Raw genomic sequence first — 16,849 nt, forward strand, 5'->3', positions numbered from 1 at the left:
GAATTCGGGTCGCAATGTTCACCTTTCTGAAACCTCGGTGAAACCCGGCTGCCGACCGTGGGGCAGACTGGTGTGCGACATCCGAGGGCGTCTTTCGGGACTCCTCACCGCCAGACATCCACACCGCTGGGAGCCAGAATGACGATCCGTGCCGCTGCCGACGGCTCCGCCCTCGGAAACCCCGGCCCGGCCGGCTGGGCCTGGTATGTGGATGACTCGTGCTGGGCCGCCGGCGGCTGGAAACATGCCACCAACAACCAGGCCGAGCTGACGGCGGTGCTCCAGTTCTTCCGCGCGACCGCTCACCTGGATGACGAGTTGCTGATCCTCTGCGACAGCCAGTATGTGATCAACTGCGTGACCAAGTGGATGCCCGGCTGGAAGCGAAAGGGCTGGCGCAAGGCCGACGGCAAACCGGTGATGAACGTCGAGTTGCTGCAGGAGATCGACGCCGAGCTGCCCGGTCGACGCTACCGATTCGAATGGGTGAAGGGTCACGCCAACCATCCGCTGAATGAGGCGGCGGATTCTCGGGCTCGCGCGGTCTCGGAGGCCTACCAGCGCGGCACCGCGATCCCCGCCGGACCCGGCTTCGTGCGCCCGGGAGAGCGTGCGGTCACGCGCCCGTCAGACACTCGACTGGCGCCGGCGGAGGCACCGGAAGTCCCGCCTCCCGCGGTGCTGTTCGACTTCGATGAGCCCGCCGCGACGGAGACGGTCGACGTGGTCGTGACCCTCAGCGCCGCCGAATTCGATCGGCTGTCGGCGCGGGCACGAACTCGCGGGGTGCGCCCGGAACAGGTGTTGCGCGACCTGATCTAGTGCAGCAGGGCTGCCAGTACAGCCGCGGCCGCTCCCCCGGTCGGAGCAGCCGCGGTCATGCCGGGCCGAAAGGTCATGCCAGGCCGAAAGGTCATGCCGGGCCGAAAGGTCATGCGAGGCCGAGATACGGACGGCGGGTGACGCCGAACTCGTCCCGGAGTGCCGTCATCGCGGCGTAGTAGCCGCCGAGGCCGTGCACGGCGGGACCGGGCGGAGTGGACGACGAGCACAGGTAGATGCCGCGCGCCGCAGTGCGCCAGGGGGTCGGGGACAGCACCGGACGGGCGAGCAACTGCGCGATGGTCACATCTCCGCCGGCGATGTCCCCACCGATGTAGTTGGGGTTGTGTCGCTCGACCTCGAGAGCGGTCCGGCTCGACGACGCGATGATCGTGTCTCGGAACCCCGGCGCATAGCGCTCGATCTTCGAAATGATCGCCCCGGCCCGGTCTTCGGTCGACCCGCGCGGAACGTGCGTGTAGGTCCACAGCACATGGGTTCCCTTCGGAGCACGGGAGGGATCGAAGGGTGTCGGTTGCGACACGAGCACATAGGGATCTGCCGGATGACGACCGGCCGCGACATCCGCCTCGGAGATTCCCACCTCCTCGCGGGTGCCGCCGACGTGGAGGGTCGCCGCCTCGGCGAGACGGGGATCCGACCACGGCACGGGCGCGGAGAGCGCGAAGTCCACTTTGGCGACCGCGTTGCCGTACCGGAAGCGCTCGAGCGCGCGACGGTAACTCACGGGAAGGCGGTCGCCCGCGATGCGGGCCAGGGCACGCGGGGTCAGGTCGAACAGCACCACCTTCGCCTTCGGGAGCTCGGCGAGCGAGGTCACTTCGGTGTCCGTGACGATCTCTCCCCCGTGAGCGAGAAGGTCGGCCGCCAGGGCGTTTACGATCGATTGGCTTCCGCCGATCGGGATCGGCCAGCCGCGCGCATGCCCGGTGGTGGCGAGCACCAGGCCGGCCGCCGCCGTCGCGAGGCTCGGGACCGGTCGGATCGCGTGCGCGTTCACGCCGGTGAGCATCGCCGGGGCGAGATCCTCCCGGAACCGCAGGTCCCAACCGCGGGTGCCCTGCTCGAGGATCCGCAGGCCAAGCATGGCGAGAGTGAGCGGATGACGCGGCAGCTGCAGTACCTGGGACCCGGCGAACTGGGCGACCTCGTCCGCCCGCCGCACCAGCGGTTCGAGCAGGTTCTTCCACGCGGCACCATCGACGCCGAGGTCATCCGCGGTGCGGTCGAGGTCGCGCCAGGCGATGCCGGAGCGCCCGTTGTCGAGGGGATTCGCGTAGGAGATCTCGGGGATCACGAAATCGACCCGCTTGTCGAGCTCGAAGGCGCGGAAGAAGGCAGACGAGAGCGCCTGCGGATGGACCGCCGAGCAGACGTCGTGAAGTACACCCGGGAGAGTCAGCTCCTCGGTGCGCGCTCCCCCGCCGATGGTCTTCTCCCGTTCGTAGACCCGAACGGAGAGTCCGGCGCGGGCCAGCACGACGGCGGCGGCGAGACCGTTGGGGCCCGCTCCGACGACGATCGCATCACAGTCATCCATTCCCCCACCCTGTCACAATCGGCGGCTTCGCCCTCAGGACTCGACAGCGGCGGCGATGGGTGTACAGGCAGCCATGGCACACTGGGCGTTGCCCGGGCAGACGGCGTGGGTGGCGAAGGGACAGCGGCATGACCGGCTCCGTGGTGCTCGACCTGCTGCTGGTGCTTCTGCTCATCGCCTACGCGGTCTTCGGATTCCGCCGCGGTTTCATCCTCAGCCTGGGCAGCTTCGCGGGAATCATCGCGGGAGCCGTCGCCTCCTTCTTCGCGATACCGCTCGTCACCGGGTGGGTCACCGCGCCGCAGTTTCGGCTGCCGGTGATCCTGGTCGTGATCGTCGCGCTCATCGCGCTCGGTCAGGCCGCCGGATCCGCCCTCGGCAGAGTCATCCGCCGCCGGGTCGACAAGACTCCGCTCCGGGCAATCGACCGGGTCTTCGGTGCCGCGATCACCCTCATCGGCGCGGCGCTCGTCGTTTCCATGCTCGCCTTCGGGATCGGGTCCCTCGGCGTGCCTGTCGTCTCCCAGGCGATCGGGTCATCGACTGTCGTTTCCGCGATCGACCGGGTCACACCCGATCCGGTGAAAGCTCTCGAGGCGAAGGTGCGCTCCGTCTTCGCCCTCGACGGGCTGCCCCGCCTCTTCGAGTCGCTCGGAACGGGTACACCGCTCGCAGTGCCGGCCTCCGGGGAGACCGCCGCCCAACGGGCTTCCGCGCGATCCGTCGTCAAGATCACCGGCAACGCCTACCAGTGCGGGCAGAACCAGTCCGGCAGCGGCTTCGTCTCCTCTACGGGACGGGTCGTCACCAACGCCCACGTCGTTGCCGGCGTCACCGAACCAGTCGTGCTCACGCCTGCGGGGGGAACCTACACCGGCCGGGTCGTGTACTTCGATGCGGTGCAGGATCTCGCCGTCATCGCCGTCAACGGTCTCCCGACCCCGCCACTTCCTCTCGGTGCGGACCTCACGACAGGCGCCACCGCGGTGTTCGACGGCTATCCGCTCGGTGGCCCGTTCCTCTCCAGTCCTGCGGCCGTGCAGAACGTCGCCACCATCGAATCGCCCGACATCTACGGCGCCAACCCGAGCCCCCGCGAGGTCTACTACCTCGCCGCCGACGTGCAGGAAGGCAATTCCGGAGGGCCGGTGCTCGATGCCGCCGGAAGCGTCACCGGAGTGATCTTCGCGCGCTCGGCGACCACCAGTCACCTCGGATTCGCCATGACGACGAATAAGTTGGCTCCGGTGGTCGCTCAGGCGCAGGGCCTGAGCGCCGCCGTGTCATCCGGAACCTGCACGCGCGGTTAGGCCGCGAGGCGGTCAGCCGGCGAGGGCCCCGTCCAGGAACGCCAGGGTGCGCTGCCAGGAATCCGCCGCGGCATCCGCCCGGTACATGAAGGCGTTCGTGTCGTTGAAGAACGCGTGCCCGGCGTTCTCGTAGACGTGTGAGGTGAAGTCGATGCCTGCAGACTGCATCGCCGCGGTGACCTCGGGAAGCGAGTCGATGAGGTTCGTGTCGGTCCGCCCGTAGAACGCGAGTACCGGTCCAGCGATGTGGGCGACCGTTGCGATCTCCGGCGGAGCGCCGTAGAACGGCACCGCAGCGCGGATGCGACTGTCCGCTGCCGCGAGCGCGAAGCTGTAGCTGCCGCCGAAGCAGAACCCGGTGACCGCGAGACGGCCCTCGATCCCCGGCTGCTGTTCGAGGTAGTCCACAGACTCGCCGAGCGCGGCCAACGCCCAGGCGCCGAACTCCGGAGCGTTCATGCCGGCGAAGGCGGCGCGCAGTCGGGGCTGGCCCTCGGAGCGCACCTTCTCAACGGTGCTGTTCATGATCGCATTGAGCTCGAGACCAACCTGCGCTTCGATGCCGATCGATGACATGAGGTCCGGTGCGATCACGAGATAGCCCTCGGCCGCAAATCGGTCAGCGATGCCGGTGATGTGCTCGACAAGCCCCCAGACCTCGTGGATGACCACAAGGGCACCTTTCGGAGCACCCTCGGGGTGCACGACGTAGGCGGAGAACTCGGTGGCGGTGACTCCCCGCTCGCCGGCGGAGGCCTGGGCCGCGATGGTGGCGGCGGGGATGGGCAGGGTGATGGTTTCGGAATTCATCCTGTGATTTTGCCACCCCTGATCGAGAGTCTTCTGGTTGCCGACCCCGCGCCTCCGCAGCGGCTAGCGTTGACGGATGTCTACGCCGCACTCGTCCACCGCTCGCGCACTCGTCACCGGGGCGACGGCCGGAATCGGCGCCGAGTTCGCCCGACAGCTCGCGGCCTCCGGGCACGACCTCGTGCTCGTCGCCCGCGACGAGGCCCGCCTGCAGGAGCGTGCCGTCGAACTGCGTGCCGCCTACGGGGTGTCGGTCGAGGTACTGCCCGCAGATCTGGTGGATCGCGTCGCACTGGCCACCGTGGAAGCCCGGCTCACAGCATCCGGCGCCGATCGCGTGACGATGCTGGTGAACAACGCGGGCTTCGGCTTGCTGAAGCCCTTCGACGAAAACCCCGCGGATGATGAACAGCGACTTCTCGACCTGCTGGTGACCGCACCGATGCGCCTCTCCCACGCCGCGCTCGGCCAGATGCTCGGATCGGGCTCCGGCACGATCGTGAACATCGCCAGCGTGGCCGGCTACACGCCGCGCGGCACCTATGGCGCGTCGAAGGCGTGGATCCTGAGCTTCAGCCGCTGGGCCAACCTCACGTATCGGCGCCGGGGGGTGAACGTCACAGCAGTCGCCCCCGGGTTCGTGCACACCGAGTTCCACGACCGCATGAACGTGGTGAAGGACGGGGTGCCGGCATTCCTCTGGCTCGACGCTCCGACGCTCGTGCGGCTGGCGCTGCGGGATGTCGCTCGGGGCAAGGCGGTGTCGATCCCGACCATCCGCTACAAGATCGTGGTGTTGCTCTCCGGCCTGCTGCCGAAGCGGATCGTGGCGGCGGGGGCGCTCAGGGGACGCTGATTCGGCCCCCGCTCCCCTGCTGCAGGACGCGGATGCCGCCGCTCTCTCCATCGCTGAGCATCATCGCGCCGCACAGCCCACCACATCCCCGGTGGGCGGATGAGTGATGCCGCTCATTCAGACCGAGCGCTCGTGCTCGTCGTCCGTCCTCCGGGTCGCTGCACGGCCGGCACGCCCGGCGTGGGCCTACCTACCGAGCGCGCTCGTCAGTTCGAGCGCGGTCAGACCGCCGAGGTTGACGATCACCGCGCCATAGCTCACGACCACGCCGAGGCCCGTCCAGAGGAGCCGACGAAGACGAGCCGACGAGACCCGAAGGCGAAGCCTCTCGAACTCGGCTCTCCGCTCGTGAGCGTCGGCCTCGGTGTCGAGGTGGTCGAGCGGACTGCTCGGCCAGCTGGAGGCCGCAACCGCGACGGCCACCACCTCTTCGAGGACTGTCGGAGAGATCAGTCGTGGCAGACCGGTGAGCCACGCGGAAAAAGAACGTGCGGTCACCACCTGAATGCGGCCGGGTCGCTGGCGTACCTCAAGCGTCGCGGGCGCATCGACGACGACACAGGGGGTCACGACGATCTCCAGCGCGACGCCGGCCGCGGCGAGCGCGCTTCCCAGCAGTCGAGTCACCGCGCGGCCGGTCTCGTCGGCCTTGGCGAGGTGATCGAGACGTTCGCCGTCCGCGATGAACGTGCGCTCCCCGACCCAGAGTGCCTGTCCCGCATGGCTCTCGACCGAGAGTGTGAAGATCCCGGCAGGACCGATGACCAGGTGGTCGATCACCCGGTGCTCGACCAGGCGGTGATCGTCCTGCTTGTGCCCGGCTACCGGAACGGAATGCACAACCGTCCACTCGCTGCCGAGGGCCGAGAGGGACTCCATCACAGCCAGCTCCGCCAGTGCACCGCTGAAACTGCGTCGTGCCTCACGAGCGATCGGGTGCACCCCGAAGAGGCGGGAGAGGAAAGACTGAGGGGGTTCATCGGCCTGGAAGGACAGGCACTCGCGAAGGGCAGAGAGTGGGGGCATCCGCTGCGACGGCTGCACCGGATGCCCGGCACGCATCGACTCGCCAGCCGGCGCGGACTGCACCGACGGGATCGACCCTTCGTCCCCTGTGATTACGATGCCGTGCTCCAACTGTAGATTTCGGGTCGACCGCCGGGAGCGGGTCGCGCGTGGCACTCGCATCGAGACTGCTGGACGCTCAGATCGTCGTGCCACTGTGTCGAGGCTAACGACGAGCCGGGCCGGCCGAACTCCCCAGAAGGGGTCATCCCCGAACGGGACACGGAAGGACCTTCGGTTCATCCCCGAGCGAGCCCCTTCTCGGGCAGACTCTGCTCATGCCCGATCACGATCGCACGACGCCCCTGGTCGAGCGGCTCTCCTCGGGGCTGGCCCGTCCATTCGAACGCAGCACGGACGACCGGGTTGTCGCTCTCGTACAGCGCCAGTACGGGATGACCCCCACCCGAGTGCACCGGCTTGCGACAGAGCGGGACGAAACCTTTCGACTCTGGGTGGTGGGGGAACCGATCGGTTTCGTCCTGAAGATCGCGCCTCCCGGTGACGACCCTGCCGAGCTCGACCTCCCGGTCGCGGCCATCGCGCATGCCGCGAGGCGCGACGCTACGCTCCCCCTCCAGCGCTTCATCGCACCCCTGCCCGGCACCAGTCCTCGGGACGGGGCAGGGCTCGATGATCGCGCGACACGGCTGATCCGTTACCTCCCCGGTCGGTTGCTGAGTGACACCCCGACATCCACGGCACAGTGGCGAGCAGTGGGACGGATGCTGGCTCGCGTCGCCCTTGCGCTCGCCGGCTTCGACCACCCGGCGGCAAGTCGCTGGCTGGCCTGGGATCTCGCCAACCTCGACCATGTGGCCGAACTGGTGCCGATGCTGCCGAACGACGAACAGCGCACGGCGGTTGGCCGCCTCCTCGCCGACTTCACGGTGAACACGCTTCCGAGCCTTCGGCTCACGCCACGGCAGGCCGTGCACAACGATTTCCACGGGGGCAACCTCATCGTGGACCCGGACGCGCGAGGCTTCGTCACCGGCATCCTCGATTTCGGGGATGTGGTGCGCACCCACCGGTGTGCCGATCTCGCCATAGCGATGTCGTATGCGATTCCGCCTTCGGCGCGAAGTGGCGACCCCTGGACTGCCGCCTTGGCTCTCGCGGCGGGATATCGAGACGTGTCAGAGCTCTCCGTCGACGAGGTAGCCCTCCTCCCGCACCTCGTGCGCGGTCGCCTCGCCCAGCGCTTGCTGCTGGGGTCGTGGATGTCGGCGACCCGATCCGAGAACGCCGCGTACACGGCACGGAATCTCGAGAGGACCTGGCGACAATTCCTGCGGCTGAGCGACTCTCCCCCGCCCCGCGGCGCTCTCGGCCACTAGGGTCGGACCATGCCTGGTCCGAGCACCTACTTCAGCAATGACCGTCTCGATGAACTCAGCGAACCGACCCGCCTGCTGGTGGAGCGCCGCAATCGCAGCCTCGGGGCGGCCTACCGACTGTTCTACGACGACCCCGTCGAGATCGTGCGCGGCCTCGGAACGAGACTCTGGGATGCCGCGGGCACCGAGTATCTCGATGTGTACAACAACGTGCCGTCGGTGGGCCATTCGCATCCGCGCGTGGTCGAAGCCATCGCAACCCAGGCAGCTCTCGTCAACACGAACACCCGCTACCTCGATCGCCGCCTCGTCGAGTACTCCGAAGAGTTGCTCGGCACGCTTCCCCGGGCGCTCGCCAACGTGCTCTACACCTGCACCGGGTCGGAGGCGAACGACCTTGCGCTGCGGATCGCCAAGACCGTGACCGGCAAGCAGGGCGTGATCGTCACCCGCAACGCCTATCACGGTGTCACTTCGGCGACGGCGCTGATCTCTCCGTCGCTCGGCGGCGAGGAGAGCATCGCCCCCTGGGTTCGCCTGGTCGACCCGCCGACCGGCGATGGAGCAGCGTTCGCGGATGCCGTAACCGCAGCGGCCGCAGAGCTCGCGGCTTCCGAGCACGGCTTCGCCGCACTGGTGGCGGATTCGATCTTCGCTTCGGATGGCGTGCAACCGGGGAGCGCGCCATTCCTCGGCCGAGTCAGCGACATCGTGCACGACGCGGACGGGCTCTATATCGCCGACGAGGTGCAATCCGGCTTCGGTCGGCTCGGCCACGACCTGTGGGGTTTCACCCGTCACGATTCGGCCCTCGGGGCTGTCGTTCCCGACCTCGTCACCGTGGGCAAGCCGATGGGAAACGGTATGCCGATCGGTGCCGTCATCGCCCGCCGCGAGCTGGTGGATGAGTTCGCCGCGCGCGGCCGGTATTTCTCGACCTTCGCCGGAACACCGATTTCCATCGCCGCCGCACGGGCGGTGCTCGATATCATCCGCGAGGAAGGTCTCATCGAGAATGCGCGGATGGTCGGCGAATACCTCGCCGCCGGCCTCGGGATGCTCGCCGACTTCCACGACTCCATCGGAGCCGTGCGGGGGGTCGGCCTCTTCCTCGGCGTAGATCTCGTTCGAGACGGAGCGCCCGACGAGCACAGCACCCTGGTGGTGGTCAATGAGCTCCGTCGTCGCGGTGTCTTGATCGGGGCATCCGGAGCGGCTCGAAACACACTCAAGGTGCGGCCTCCGCTGTGCTTCAGCACCGCCGACGCGGACCGGTTTCTCACCGAACTGGACAGTGCGTTGCGAGTGGCGCGTTCTGCCCGGGCCATCTGAGAATCCGGCCCATCACCGCACAGTTTTCAAACGGGGGTATTGCGCTCACGCCCCCGACGGGAGCATCATGTTATCAGAACAACCCGTCGCCCGGAAGAGCCGCACCAAGTGCCGCACCGGGCGACGAGTCTGTGTGGGGCACCTGTGCGGGGCGGCTGTGCGGGGCGGCTGTGTGAGGCACCGGTATTCGGGCCCATCGGGCGCCGACTCAGTGGCTGAGACTCAGTGGCTGAGACTCAGTGGCTGGAGGCTCAGTGGCTGGAGGCTCAGTGGCTGGAGGCTCAGTGGCTGGAGGCTCAGTGGCTGGAGGCTCAGTGGCTGGAGGCCAGCAGGAACTCGTTCACCTCGGTCAGCTCTTCGCGCGAGATCGAGTGTCCGATCCCGTCATAGTGGCGCACGGTCAGCGTCGAATGGGAAGGCAGCCACTGCGCGGTCCGGGCGATCGCATCGGCAGGAATCACGGGATCCGCCGGGTCGCTTCCCCAGAACACCGCAGGCCGCAACGTCTCGAGTGACCCGTCAGCCGGCGCATCACCCGCGATGGCGAATCCGGCGAGGTTCACGATTGCCGCGAATCGTCGGGGGTCGTGCCTCAGAGCGTGAATGGCCATGGCACCGCCCTGGGAGAAGCCCAGCAGTGAGACGGATGTCGCAACCGGCACCGAATCGAGCCAGGCCAGAAGCGCGGCGACCGCCGAATCCGCGGCGACGATGCTCGGCAGCCCGGGTTCGCCAACGGGAAACCACGAATAAGACCCGGGCGCGAGCTCGAGCGGCGCGCGGAGGGACGCGAGTACGAATCGCGGCGGCAGCAGCGGCGCCAGGGCGACGAGATCCTGTTCGTGAGAGCCGCGGCCGTGCATCAGCACAAGCAGCGGACGTGTCGCGAGTTCGTCGGCAAGCGACGACTCGGGAACAGACCAGACCACTGCGGAGGGGTCGAGAGCGATCGAAGACGTCATGAACTCAGGGTAGGCGACACCGCCTCATCCGGCCCACCTGCCACGGCCGGGCCGAATCGTGATGGGATAGGTAGTGGCGCTGCTGATCCGGCGCCCGTCGGCGGGTCCACGACCCGAGCCCGGCACGCTGTCGGGGGGACAGTTGTGTTTAGCCGTCTCCCCGGCGGTCACAACGGCAGATCTCGGTGCGGCCGGCAGTTCTCGGTGCGCTCAATCGTCGATCGGGCCGAGCAGTGCGGTCGCGACCGTCGAGTGCACCGAGTCTTCGTTGCTCGGGTGAAACCCTCCCGCGAGCACATCCCGGTACAGCCGGGAGAGTTCACTGGTCGCCGAGAATGCGGCGCCGCCCGCGACCGCGACCGCTTGATCGACCACATAGCGGGCCGACCGGGTCGAACGGGACTTGAGTCCGACGAGGTCGCGGAACCACCGTGCGCCGCGATCGACGCCGTCGTCGAGGTCTGAAGCCAGCGCGTCGAGCTGCGGAAGCAGCGCGTCCTGGGCGAGAGCGGCGTCCGCGATCTTCCAGCGCACGTTCGGATCCTGGTCGCGACTGAGCCCGGTGCGCCGTGACCCCCTGGCGTGCGCGGATTCGACGGCGAGCTCCAGGGCGCGCTCGCCGATACCCACGTAGACGGCGGAGATGAGGATCTCGAAGTTGGCGAAGATCGCGAAAATCAGGGCGTCCCGACTCGGCCCCGGATCGAGGCGGCGGAAGACACGGTCGGATGCAGCGGCCACCGAATCGAGGTGGGTGGTGTTGCTCTGGCTCGCCCGCATTCCCAGGGTGTTCCAGTCCTGGGCGACGGTGATGCCCGGCGTCTCCCTGGTGACCACCGCGTGGACCAGTTTCGGGGCATCCACCGAGACTGTGTCCAGTCCGAAGAGGCCGAGGCGGGTCCACGCCGGTGAGAGGCTCGTGAAGATCTTGGTGCCGGTGAACGCGTAGCCGCCGTCGGACAGCGGGCGGGCATCCGTCGTGCTGTCGAACAATACGAGATCGTTGCCTGCTTCGCTGATCGCGAAGGCGTAGATCTCACCCGCCGCGACATCCCGCAGTACGAAGTCGAGGCTGTCATCCCCGCGGTCGTGAAGAGTCTTCGCGACACCGGTCCAAACCAGGTGCATGTTCACGGCGAGCGCCGTGGCCGGAGCTGCCTTCGCGAGCCTCACCTGCTCGTGAGCCATCTGCTGCAGGCTCAGGCCGAGACCGCCGAGATCCCGCGGAACCAGTGAACGAAGATAGCCGGCTTCGGCGAGCTCGGCGAGGTCCTCGGTGAAGAAGGCATTGTCACGGTCGTACCCGGGTGCCCGTTCGTGGATGCGGGCGAGCAGCTCGTCGGTGAGCACGGAATCGGTCGGAGGCGTCACCCGTCAAGCATCCCACCGTCGTCGGGTGAGAATGGTGTGAGTGAGCACTGATCCCGAGGCCCCCACCGAGCACGTCACGAGACGCTCGCACCTCATCGACCTGTCCCCGCTGCGGGAGAGCGCAGCCTTCCGAAAGCTCTGGGCCGGCAACGCGATCTCGGGGATCGGCAGCCAGATGACCATCGTCGCCGTTGGCCTGCATATCTACCAGCTGACACAGTCCACCTTCGCGGTCTCGCTGGTCGGCGCATTCGCCCTGGTTCCCATGATCTTCGCCGGGCTCTATGGCGGGATGCTCGCCGACGCGTTCGATCGTCGGCTCATCCTGCTGCTCGCCGCGATCGTCGCGTGGGGATCGACCATCGCCCTGGCCCTCATCGCCTGGACCGGTGTGGAGATCGTCTGGCCGTTCTACCTGCTCACGACCCTCAATGCCGTCGCGGCAACGGTGATGAACACGGTGCGGTCTGCCGTGTTGCCGCGGCTGCTTCCCGCGCGACTGATGCCCGCGGCATCCGCGCTCACCGGAATGAGTATCGGAGTCATGGTGACCCTCGGTCCGGCCCTCGCGGGAGTGCTCGTGGCGACGGTCGGGTTCGGGTGGACCTACACCACCGACGTCGTGCTGTTCCTCAGCGCGTTCGCCGGAATCGTCTCATTACCGAAGCTCGCTCCCGAGGGGGCGGTGCAGCGGCCGGGACTGGAATCCCTGAAGTACGGGGTCGACTTTCTGCGGTCGGCCCCGAACATCCAGATGACGTTCATCGTCGACATCGTCGCGATGACCTTCGGGCAGCCCCGCGTGCTGTTCCCGGCGGTCGGCGCGCTCGTGCTCGGCGGTGGAGCGGTGACGGTGGGAGTGCTCACGGCCGCCGGCGCGGTCGGCGCCCTGCTCTGCAGCCTCCTCTCCGGGCGCATCGGCGGGGCGCGCTGGCACGGTCGTGCCATCCGCACCTCGATCGTCGTCTACGGCGCTTTCATCGCGGGATTCGGAGCGGTGCTGCTCGCCATGTCCCTCGGCGGCTTCGGACCGGTCTCGCCCACCCGGGCGAACCTGGCGGCCATCGCCATCGCGAGCGTGATGCTCGCCGGGGCGGGGGCGGCCGACAATGTGAGCAGCATCTTCCGCCAGACCATGCTGCAGGTCGCGGTGCCGGATAACATGCGGGGACGACTGCAGGGCGTCTTCACCGTCGTCGTCACGGGAGGGCCACGGGTCGGCGACATCTACGTCGGTATCATCGCGGCCATCGGAGCGATCTGGCTCCCTCCGCTTCTGGGCGGGATCGCGATCATCGTGCTCATCGTCTTTCTCACGCGGCTCCAGCAGGGCTTCCTGCGGTACGACGCGCTGGCGCCGTCTGCCTGAGCGCCGGCTGCGGGTGCCGGAGGGTCTCGATACCCTCGCCGGCGCTCGCTACTCGAGCGACGGCACGGACGGCGCTCGCTACCCGAGCGACGGCACGATGCCGGCGGGCAGCTCCCCCTCGGCGACCAGCGTGAGCCGTTGGGTCGCTCGGGTCATTGCCACGTAGAGCGCTCCGGCCCCGCGCTCTGATGCCCCGAGGATCGCAGCCGGATCCACGACCACGACCGAGTCGAATTCGAGTCCCTTCGCCTCCTGCGGGGTGATCACGGCGATATCGCGGACCAGTCCGATCGAACCGAGTCCCACCGCATCGCCGAACTCGGCCACCAGGCGATCCGTCAGCTCACGGATCCCCGGCTCGAGCACGATCACGGCGAGAGTTCCGCCAGCCCCGTCGGCGGCGCGATCGATCCGCACCGCTTCCACGGCATCCGCGACGACGGTGATCGGCCATTCGCTCGAGCGGACCGCGCGCGACTCGGTCACGTGCAGACCGTTGGCGATGGCCATCGACTCCGCGGCAGCGGCGATCTGGCTCGGCGTGCGGTAGTTGACCGTGAGCTCTTCGAGCCGCCACCGATCGGACTCCGGAGAATCCGCGAGGAGGGGCTCCAGGGCATCCTTCCAGTTGGATGCCGCGGCGGCAGCAGCGGCCTGCGCGATGTCGCCGACGATGGTGAACGAGCGCTGGGGACCCCTCCGCAGCAGCAAACGCCACTGCATCGGCGACAGCTCCTGGGCTTCGTCTACAACCACGTGACCGTAGGTCCAGCTGCGATCTGCGGCAGCCCTCTCGGCCGTGGTCGCCCGATCACCGAGCTCGGCGAAGTTGTCGGCGAGGGACTTGGCGTTGACGAGTCCACCGACCTGCATGTTCTCGATCGCGTGTTCCGCGTTCTCGATGTCGCGCTTGCGCTGCTGTTTGGCTTCGCGCTTCTGGGCGGCATCGGCCACGCTGTATTCGCCCAGGTGCTCCGCTGCCTCGTCGAGCAGCGGAATGTCGGCGATCGTGAACTCGGCATCCCGATCGCGGTGGAGCAGCGCCCGCTCGGACTCGCTCCATCCCGGGGTCAGCTCGGCGAGCCACTGCGGTCGGGCGTAGAGGTCCTGCAGGAGTTTCTGCGGGGTCAACGGCAACCAAGCGGTGTTCAGCGCGACGCGCACGTCTTCGGCCGATCGCAGGTCTTCACGAAGCATCGGAAGGTCGGTGTCATCCATGGAGTTGCCGGCGTCCTGCAGCTGGGTGAGCCACTGGCGGGAGAGCGCACCGAGGGCGTTCTTCACGAAGACCACCCGCGCCTCGTTGTGGGACTTGTTGCTCTCGCGAGCCCGTCCGATCGCGCTGGCGATGAGGCGGGGATCCAGGGTCACCCGATCGCCGTTCACATCGAGATCCTGCGGGGCGGAGGGCACCCGCTGTCGTGAGCGCACCGCGCGCGCGATCACCCCGGCCATCGCCGCCCGTCCCTTGATCGCGGCGGTGGCGGGGGCATCCTCCCGCGTCGCCTCGACATCGGGGTAGAGCTGGCCGACACTCGCGAGCACCACCCCGGTTTCGCCGAGGGAGGGAAGCACCGCCTCGATGTACTGCAGGAACGAACGGGATGGCCCGACGATGAGCACTCCGGAATTTCGCAGCCGATCACGGTGCGAATAGAGCAGGTAGGCCGCGCGATGAAGGGCCACCGCGGTCTTTCCTGTGCCCGGTCCGCCCTGCACCACGAGCACTCCCTTGAGCTCGGAGCGGATGATGCGGTCCTGTTCGCCCTGGATCGTGGCGACGATGTCAGACATGCGTCCGGTGCGCTGCGCGGTGAGCGCCGCGAGGAGGGCACCCTCGCCCTGCAGCTCCGAGTTCGCGCTCTCGAGCAGCTCGGAGTCGAAGATTTCGTCTTCGATCCGGATGATGTTCCGTCCCTTGGAGAGCAGGTGCCGGCGAGCTCGAGCACCGAGCGGCGTCGCGGCGGTGGCCTGGTAGAACGCACTCGCCTGCGGCACCCGCCAGTCGAGCAGGAGGGGTTGGAGGTCTTCGTCACGCAGGCCGATGCGGCCGATGTAGCGGAACACCGAGCCATCCGTGCCGTCGTCCGCTCCCCCGGCAGCCTCGGGTTCGAACTCGAGGCGCCCGAAGGCCAGGCGCTCGTCGACCTCACGGAGCTGCAGGATGCGGTCTTCGTAGATGCGCGCGAAAGTGTCACGCTCTGAGCGACCCTGGTGATTGCCGCCGACGTCGAGAAGGCGCACCGCATCGAGCTGCTGCTCCGCTTCCCGCTGGAGCGCGTCGAGACGCGCGTACAGGCTTGCTACGTACTGCTGCTCATGCTGGAGTTCACGGTCGACCACTGGAAAATTCCCCTCGAACGCCGCGCTGAAATGCGGCAGTCAAGTTTACGCGTCCGCGCGCAGGGAACTTACCGGGGCGGTGCTAGTGCAGCGGCGGCAGCGCGCCAAGTGCACGACGGTCTTCCACGATGGCTGCGAGGAGCGAAGCCTCGTCGAGGCTCGCTCCGATTCCCTGGCGACCGTTGACCAGCCGCTCCCGCGCGAAGGCCAGCTGGGTGGCATCCCGCACGAAACGGCGGTACGGGTGACCGAGCCCATGGCGGTTCGCCCAGTTGATCGCGCGCTGCCGCCCGGCACCGGTTGTCAGCAAGTTGACTTCGGACTCGGTGAACCATCCGACTGCCGCGTACTCGGCGAGCCGCACGTGAGTGAGACGCTGTTCGTGACGACGCAGTCGGGTGACACCGGCGATCGCCAGCACGAACAGTGGCACCTGCACGACGAAGTAGTAGCGGAACCAGTCGGTGGCCCAATAGCTCGCGCTGTTCCAGAACGCGTGAAGCAGCACCGCCGGCACGAGTCCGAGCAGGAAGTATCCGATCGCTCCGAGGCGACCGGTGCGCCGGGCGGCCAGACCGAGCAGCACCCCCGTGCACGCGGTGAACATCACGTGTGCGAACGGCGAGAGGATGGCGCGAAGCAGGAAGGTCTGGGCGACATCGGTGCCCAGTCCGCCGTCCTGGTTGATGGCGAGACCGAAATACTGCAGGTTCTCGGTGAACGCGAACCCGATGGCGATGGTCGCCGCGTAGACGACCCCATCCACCGGCCCGTCGAAGGTGCGGCGCATCACCCACAGGATCAGCAGGATGCCCAGCCCCTTGGCGAATTCCTCGATGACGGGAGCCTGCACGACGGTCTCGAAGAAGGTGGCGACTCCGGATCCGGTGAGGCCCGCGAGTGCCTCGTAGTGCTGGGTGACGCCGGAGAAGGCGAGGGCGATCAGCACGGATGCGCCGGCGCCCCACAGCAGCGCGAATAGCAGCGCCCCCCGCGGTTCCGGTTCCCACCGATCGATCCAGCGGATGAAGAACAGGACCCCCACGAGCGGGATCGCCGCGAGCACCAGCGCCACGAGCAGCGCCGTCGGGCCGAGCACCACCAGGAGATACCAGGCCACGAGCAGGATCACGATTGTGAGCACGACGAATCCGAGCGCCGCAAGCAGGATCGTGCCGGTGCTGCGACGCACCGGCCGGGTGACCCCCGTCCGATCCGTTTGCGACACCGGATCCGTGCTCGGCGCGACCGCGGGCGCCTGCCCGGGGTACGGGCTAGTCATCGACGGGAACCCGCCCGACAGTGTTCACGAGGTTGATGGCCACGACCCGGGCGGCGAAGGAGAGCAGCGCCAGACGGCGCTCTGGCGTGAACGCGCCCTCGAGGCGGGCGTAAAACGCGTCCGGGATGTCCCGCGGGCTCGACACGATGAGCCGGCCCCAGTCGATGATGAGCTGCTCCGTCTCGGTGACCTGGGGGTGATTCGGATCGTCTCCCGCCGCCGTGAGGATGTCGCGGAAGTACCGCGTCGTCACCGCAGACCCGTATTCATCGGAGATCGCGTAAGAGAAGAGCGTGACGGCCCGCTCCCCGATCCAGGGAGCGATCTCATCGCGGAGGGCGTGCCAACCGAGGTCGTCGGCGCGGGTGAGTGGCAGGAAATGCATGCGCTCAGCCTAGAAGACGGCGACCGACGGCGCGGGAAGCC

The 16,849-nt window shown here is 68.0% G+C and carries 14 protein-coding genes; 6 read left to right on the forward strand and 8 right to left on the reverse strand.

Going from position 1 to position 16,849, the window contains the following annotated elements:
* Window positions 1-138 precede the first annotated feature (138 nt).
* Window positions 139-822, forward strand: coding sequence for an RNase H family protein (locus tag VLI63_RS09765; RefSeq protein ID WP_409156679.1), 684 nt, complete (start codon window positions 139-141; stop codon window positions 820-822).
* Between the two features lie 109 nt (window positions 823-931).
* Here VLI63_RS09765 and VLI63_RS09770 read toward each other — a convergent pair whose 3' ends face one another.
* Complete coding sequence (locus tag VLI63_RS09770) at window positions 932-2,383, reverse strand: phytoene desaturase family protein (RefSeq protein ID WP_409156680.1); 1,452 nt, start codon at window positions 2,381-2,383, stop codon at window positions 932-934.
* 128 nt (window positions 2,384-2,511) lie between these two features.
* Here VLI63_RS09770 and VLI63_RS09775 point away from each other — a divergent pair, with 128 nt between their 5' ends.
* Complete coding sequence (locus VLI63_RS09775; protein ID WP_409156681.1) at window positions 2,512-3,693, forward strand: MarP family serine protease; 1,182 nt, start codon at window positions 2,512-2,514, stop codon at window positions 3,691-3,693.
* A gap of 12 nt (window positions 3,694-3,705) precedes the next feature.
* On the opposite strand, the gene VLI63_RS09780 is transcribed toward VLI63_RS09775, so the two are convergent.
* Window positions 3,706-4,503 carry a dienelactone hydrolase family protein gene (locus tag VLI63_RS09780; protein ID WP_409156682.1) on the reverse strand — a complete coding sequence of 266 codons (798 nt, stop codon included), beginning with the start codon at window positions 4,501-4,503 and terminating at the stop codon, window positions 3,706-3,708.
* 76 nt (window positions 4,504-4,579) lie between these two features.
* Here VLI63_RS09780 and VLI63_RS09785 point away from each other — a divergent pair, with 76 nt between their 5' ends.
* The gene (locus tag VLI63_RS09785) at window positions 4,580-5,359 is read left to right on the forward strand and encodes an SDR family NAD(P)-dependent oxidoreductase (RefSeq protein WP_409156683.1); all 780 of its coding nucleotides are present in this window, start codon (window positions 4,580-4,582) and stop codon (window positions 5,357-5,359) included.
* Window positions 5,360-5,545: 186 nt separating this feature from the next.
* Here the strand turns inward: VLI63_RS09785 and VLI63_RS09790 are convergent, their stop codons facing one another.
* Complete coding sequence (locus VLI63_RS09790) at window positions 5,546-6,448, reverse strand: nuclease-related domain-containing protein (protein WP_409156684.1); 903 nt, start codon at window positions 6,446-6,448, stop codon at window positions 5,546-5,548.
* Between the two features lie 254 nt (window positions 6,449-6,702).
* On the opposite strand from VLI63_RS09790, the gene VLI63_RS09795 reads away from it, so the two are divergent.
* Both VLI63_RS09795 and VLI63_RS09800 read left to right on the forward strand, forming a co-directional pair.
* Window positions 6,703-7,764: a phosphotransferase gene (locus VLI63_RS09795; protein ID WP_409156685.1), complete on the forward strand. Its 1,062-nt coding sequence runs from the start codon at window positions 6,703-6,705 to the stop codon at window positions 7,762-7,764.
* Window positions 7,765-7,773: 9 nt separating this feature from the next.
* A complete protein-coding gene (locus tag VLI63_RS09800) occupies window positions 7,774-9,096 on the forward strand; it encodes an aspartate aminotransferase family protein (RefSeq protein WP_409156686.1) in 1,323 nt (440 codons plus the stop codon).
* A 311-nt stretch (window positions 9,097-9,407) separates the two neighbouring features.
* Here VLI63_RS09800 and VLI63_RS09805 read toward each other — a convergent pair whose 3' ends face one another.
* Together VLI63_RS09805 and VLI63_RS09810 are read right to left on the reverse strand one after the other, a co-directional pair.
* Complete coding sequence (locus tag VLI63_RS09805) at window positions 9,408-10,058, reverse strand: alpha/beta hydrolase (RefSeq protein ID WP_409156687.1); 651 nt, start codon at window positions 10,056-10,058, stop codon at window positions 9,408-9,410.
* Between the two features lie 210 nt (window positions 10,059-10,268).
* Window positions 10,269-11,429, reverse strand: coding sequence for an acyl-CoA dehydrogenase family protein (locus VLI63_RS09810; protein WP_409156688.1), 1,161 nt, complete (start codon window positions 11,427-11,429; stop codon window positions 10,269-10,271).
* Between the two features lie 40 nt (window positions 11,430-11,469).
* Between VLI63_RS09810 and VLI63_RS09815 the strand changes: the two genes are divergently transcribed.
* Window positions 11,470-12,798, forward strand: coding sequence for an MFS transporter (locus VLI63_RS09815; RefSeq protein WP_409156689.1), 1,329 nt, complete (start codon window positions 11,470-11,472; stop codon window positions 12,796-12,798).
* 78 nt (window positions 12,799-12,876) lie between these two features.
* Here the strand turns inward: VLI63_RS09815 and VLI63_RS09820 are convergent, their stop codons facing one another.
* The 3 genes from VLI63_RS09820 to VLI63_RS09830 all read right to left on the reverse strand — a co-directional run bounded on the left by VLI63_RS09820 (window position 12,877) and on the right by VLI63_RS09830 (window position 16,808).
* Window positions 12,877-15,141, reverse strand: a complete 2,265-nt coding sequence (locus VLI63_RS09820) for a HelD family protein (RefSeq protein WP_409156690.1) — start codon at window positions 15,139-15,141, stop codon at window positions 12,877-12,879.
* Window positions 15,142-15,223: 82 nt separating this feature from the next.
* Window positions 15,224-16,423 (reverse strand): PrsW family intramembrane metalloprotease, encoded by a 1,200-nt coding sequence (locus VLI63_RS09825; protein WP_409156691.1) that lies wholly within the window; start codon window positions 16,421-16,423, stop codon window positions 15,224-15,226.
* Window positions 16,416-16,808, reverse strand: a complete 393-nt coding sequence (locus VLI63_RS09830) for a hypothetical protein (protein ID WP_409156692.1) — start codon at window positions 16,806-16,808, stop codon at window positions 16,416-16,418. The genes VLI63_RS09825 and VLI63_RS09830 overlap by 8 nt, the downstream gene beginning before the upstream one ends.
* Window positions 16,809-16,849: the final 41 nt, after the last annotated feature.

The sequence above is a fragment of the Lacisediminihabitans sp. H27-G8 genome, assembly GCF_046156175.1.
Taxonomy (GTDB): Bacteria; Actinomycetota; Actinomycetes; order Actinomycetales; family Microbacteriaceae; genus Lacisediminihabitans.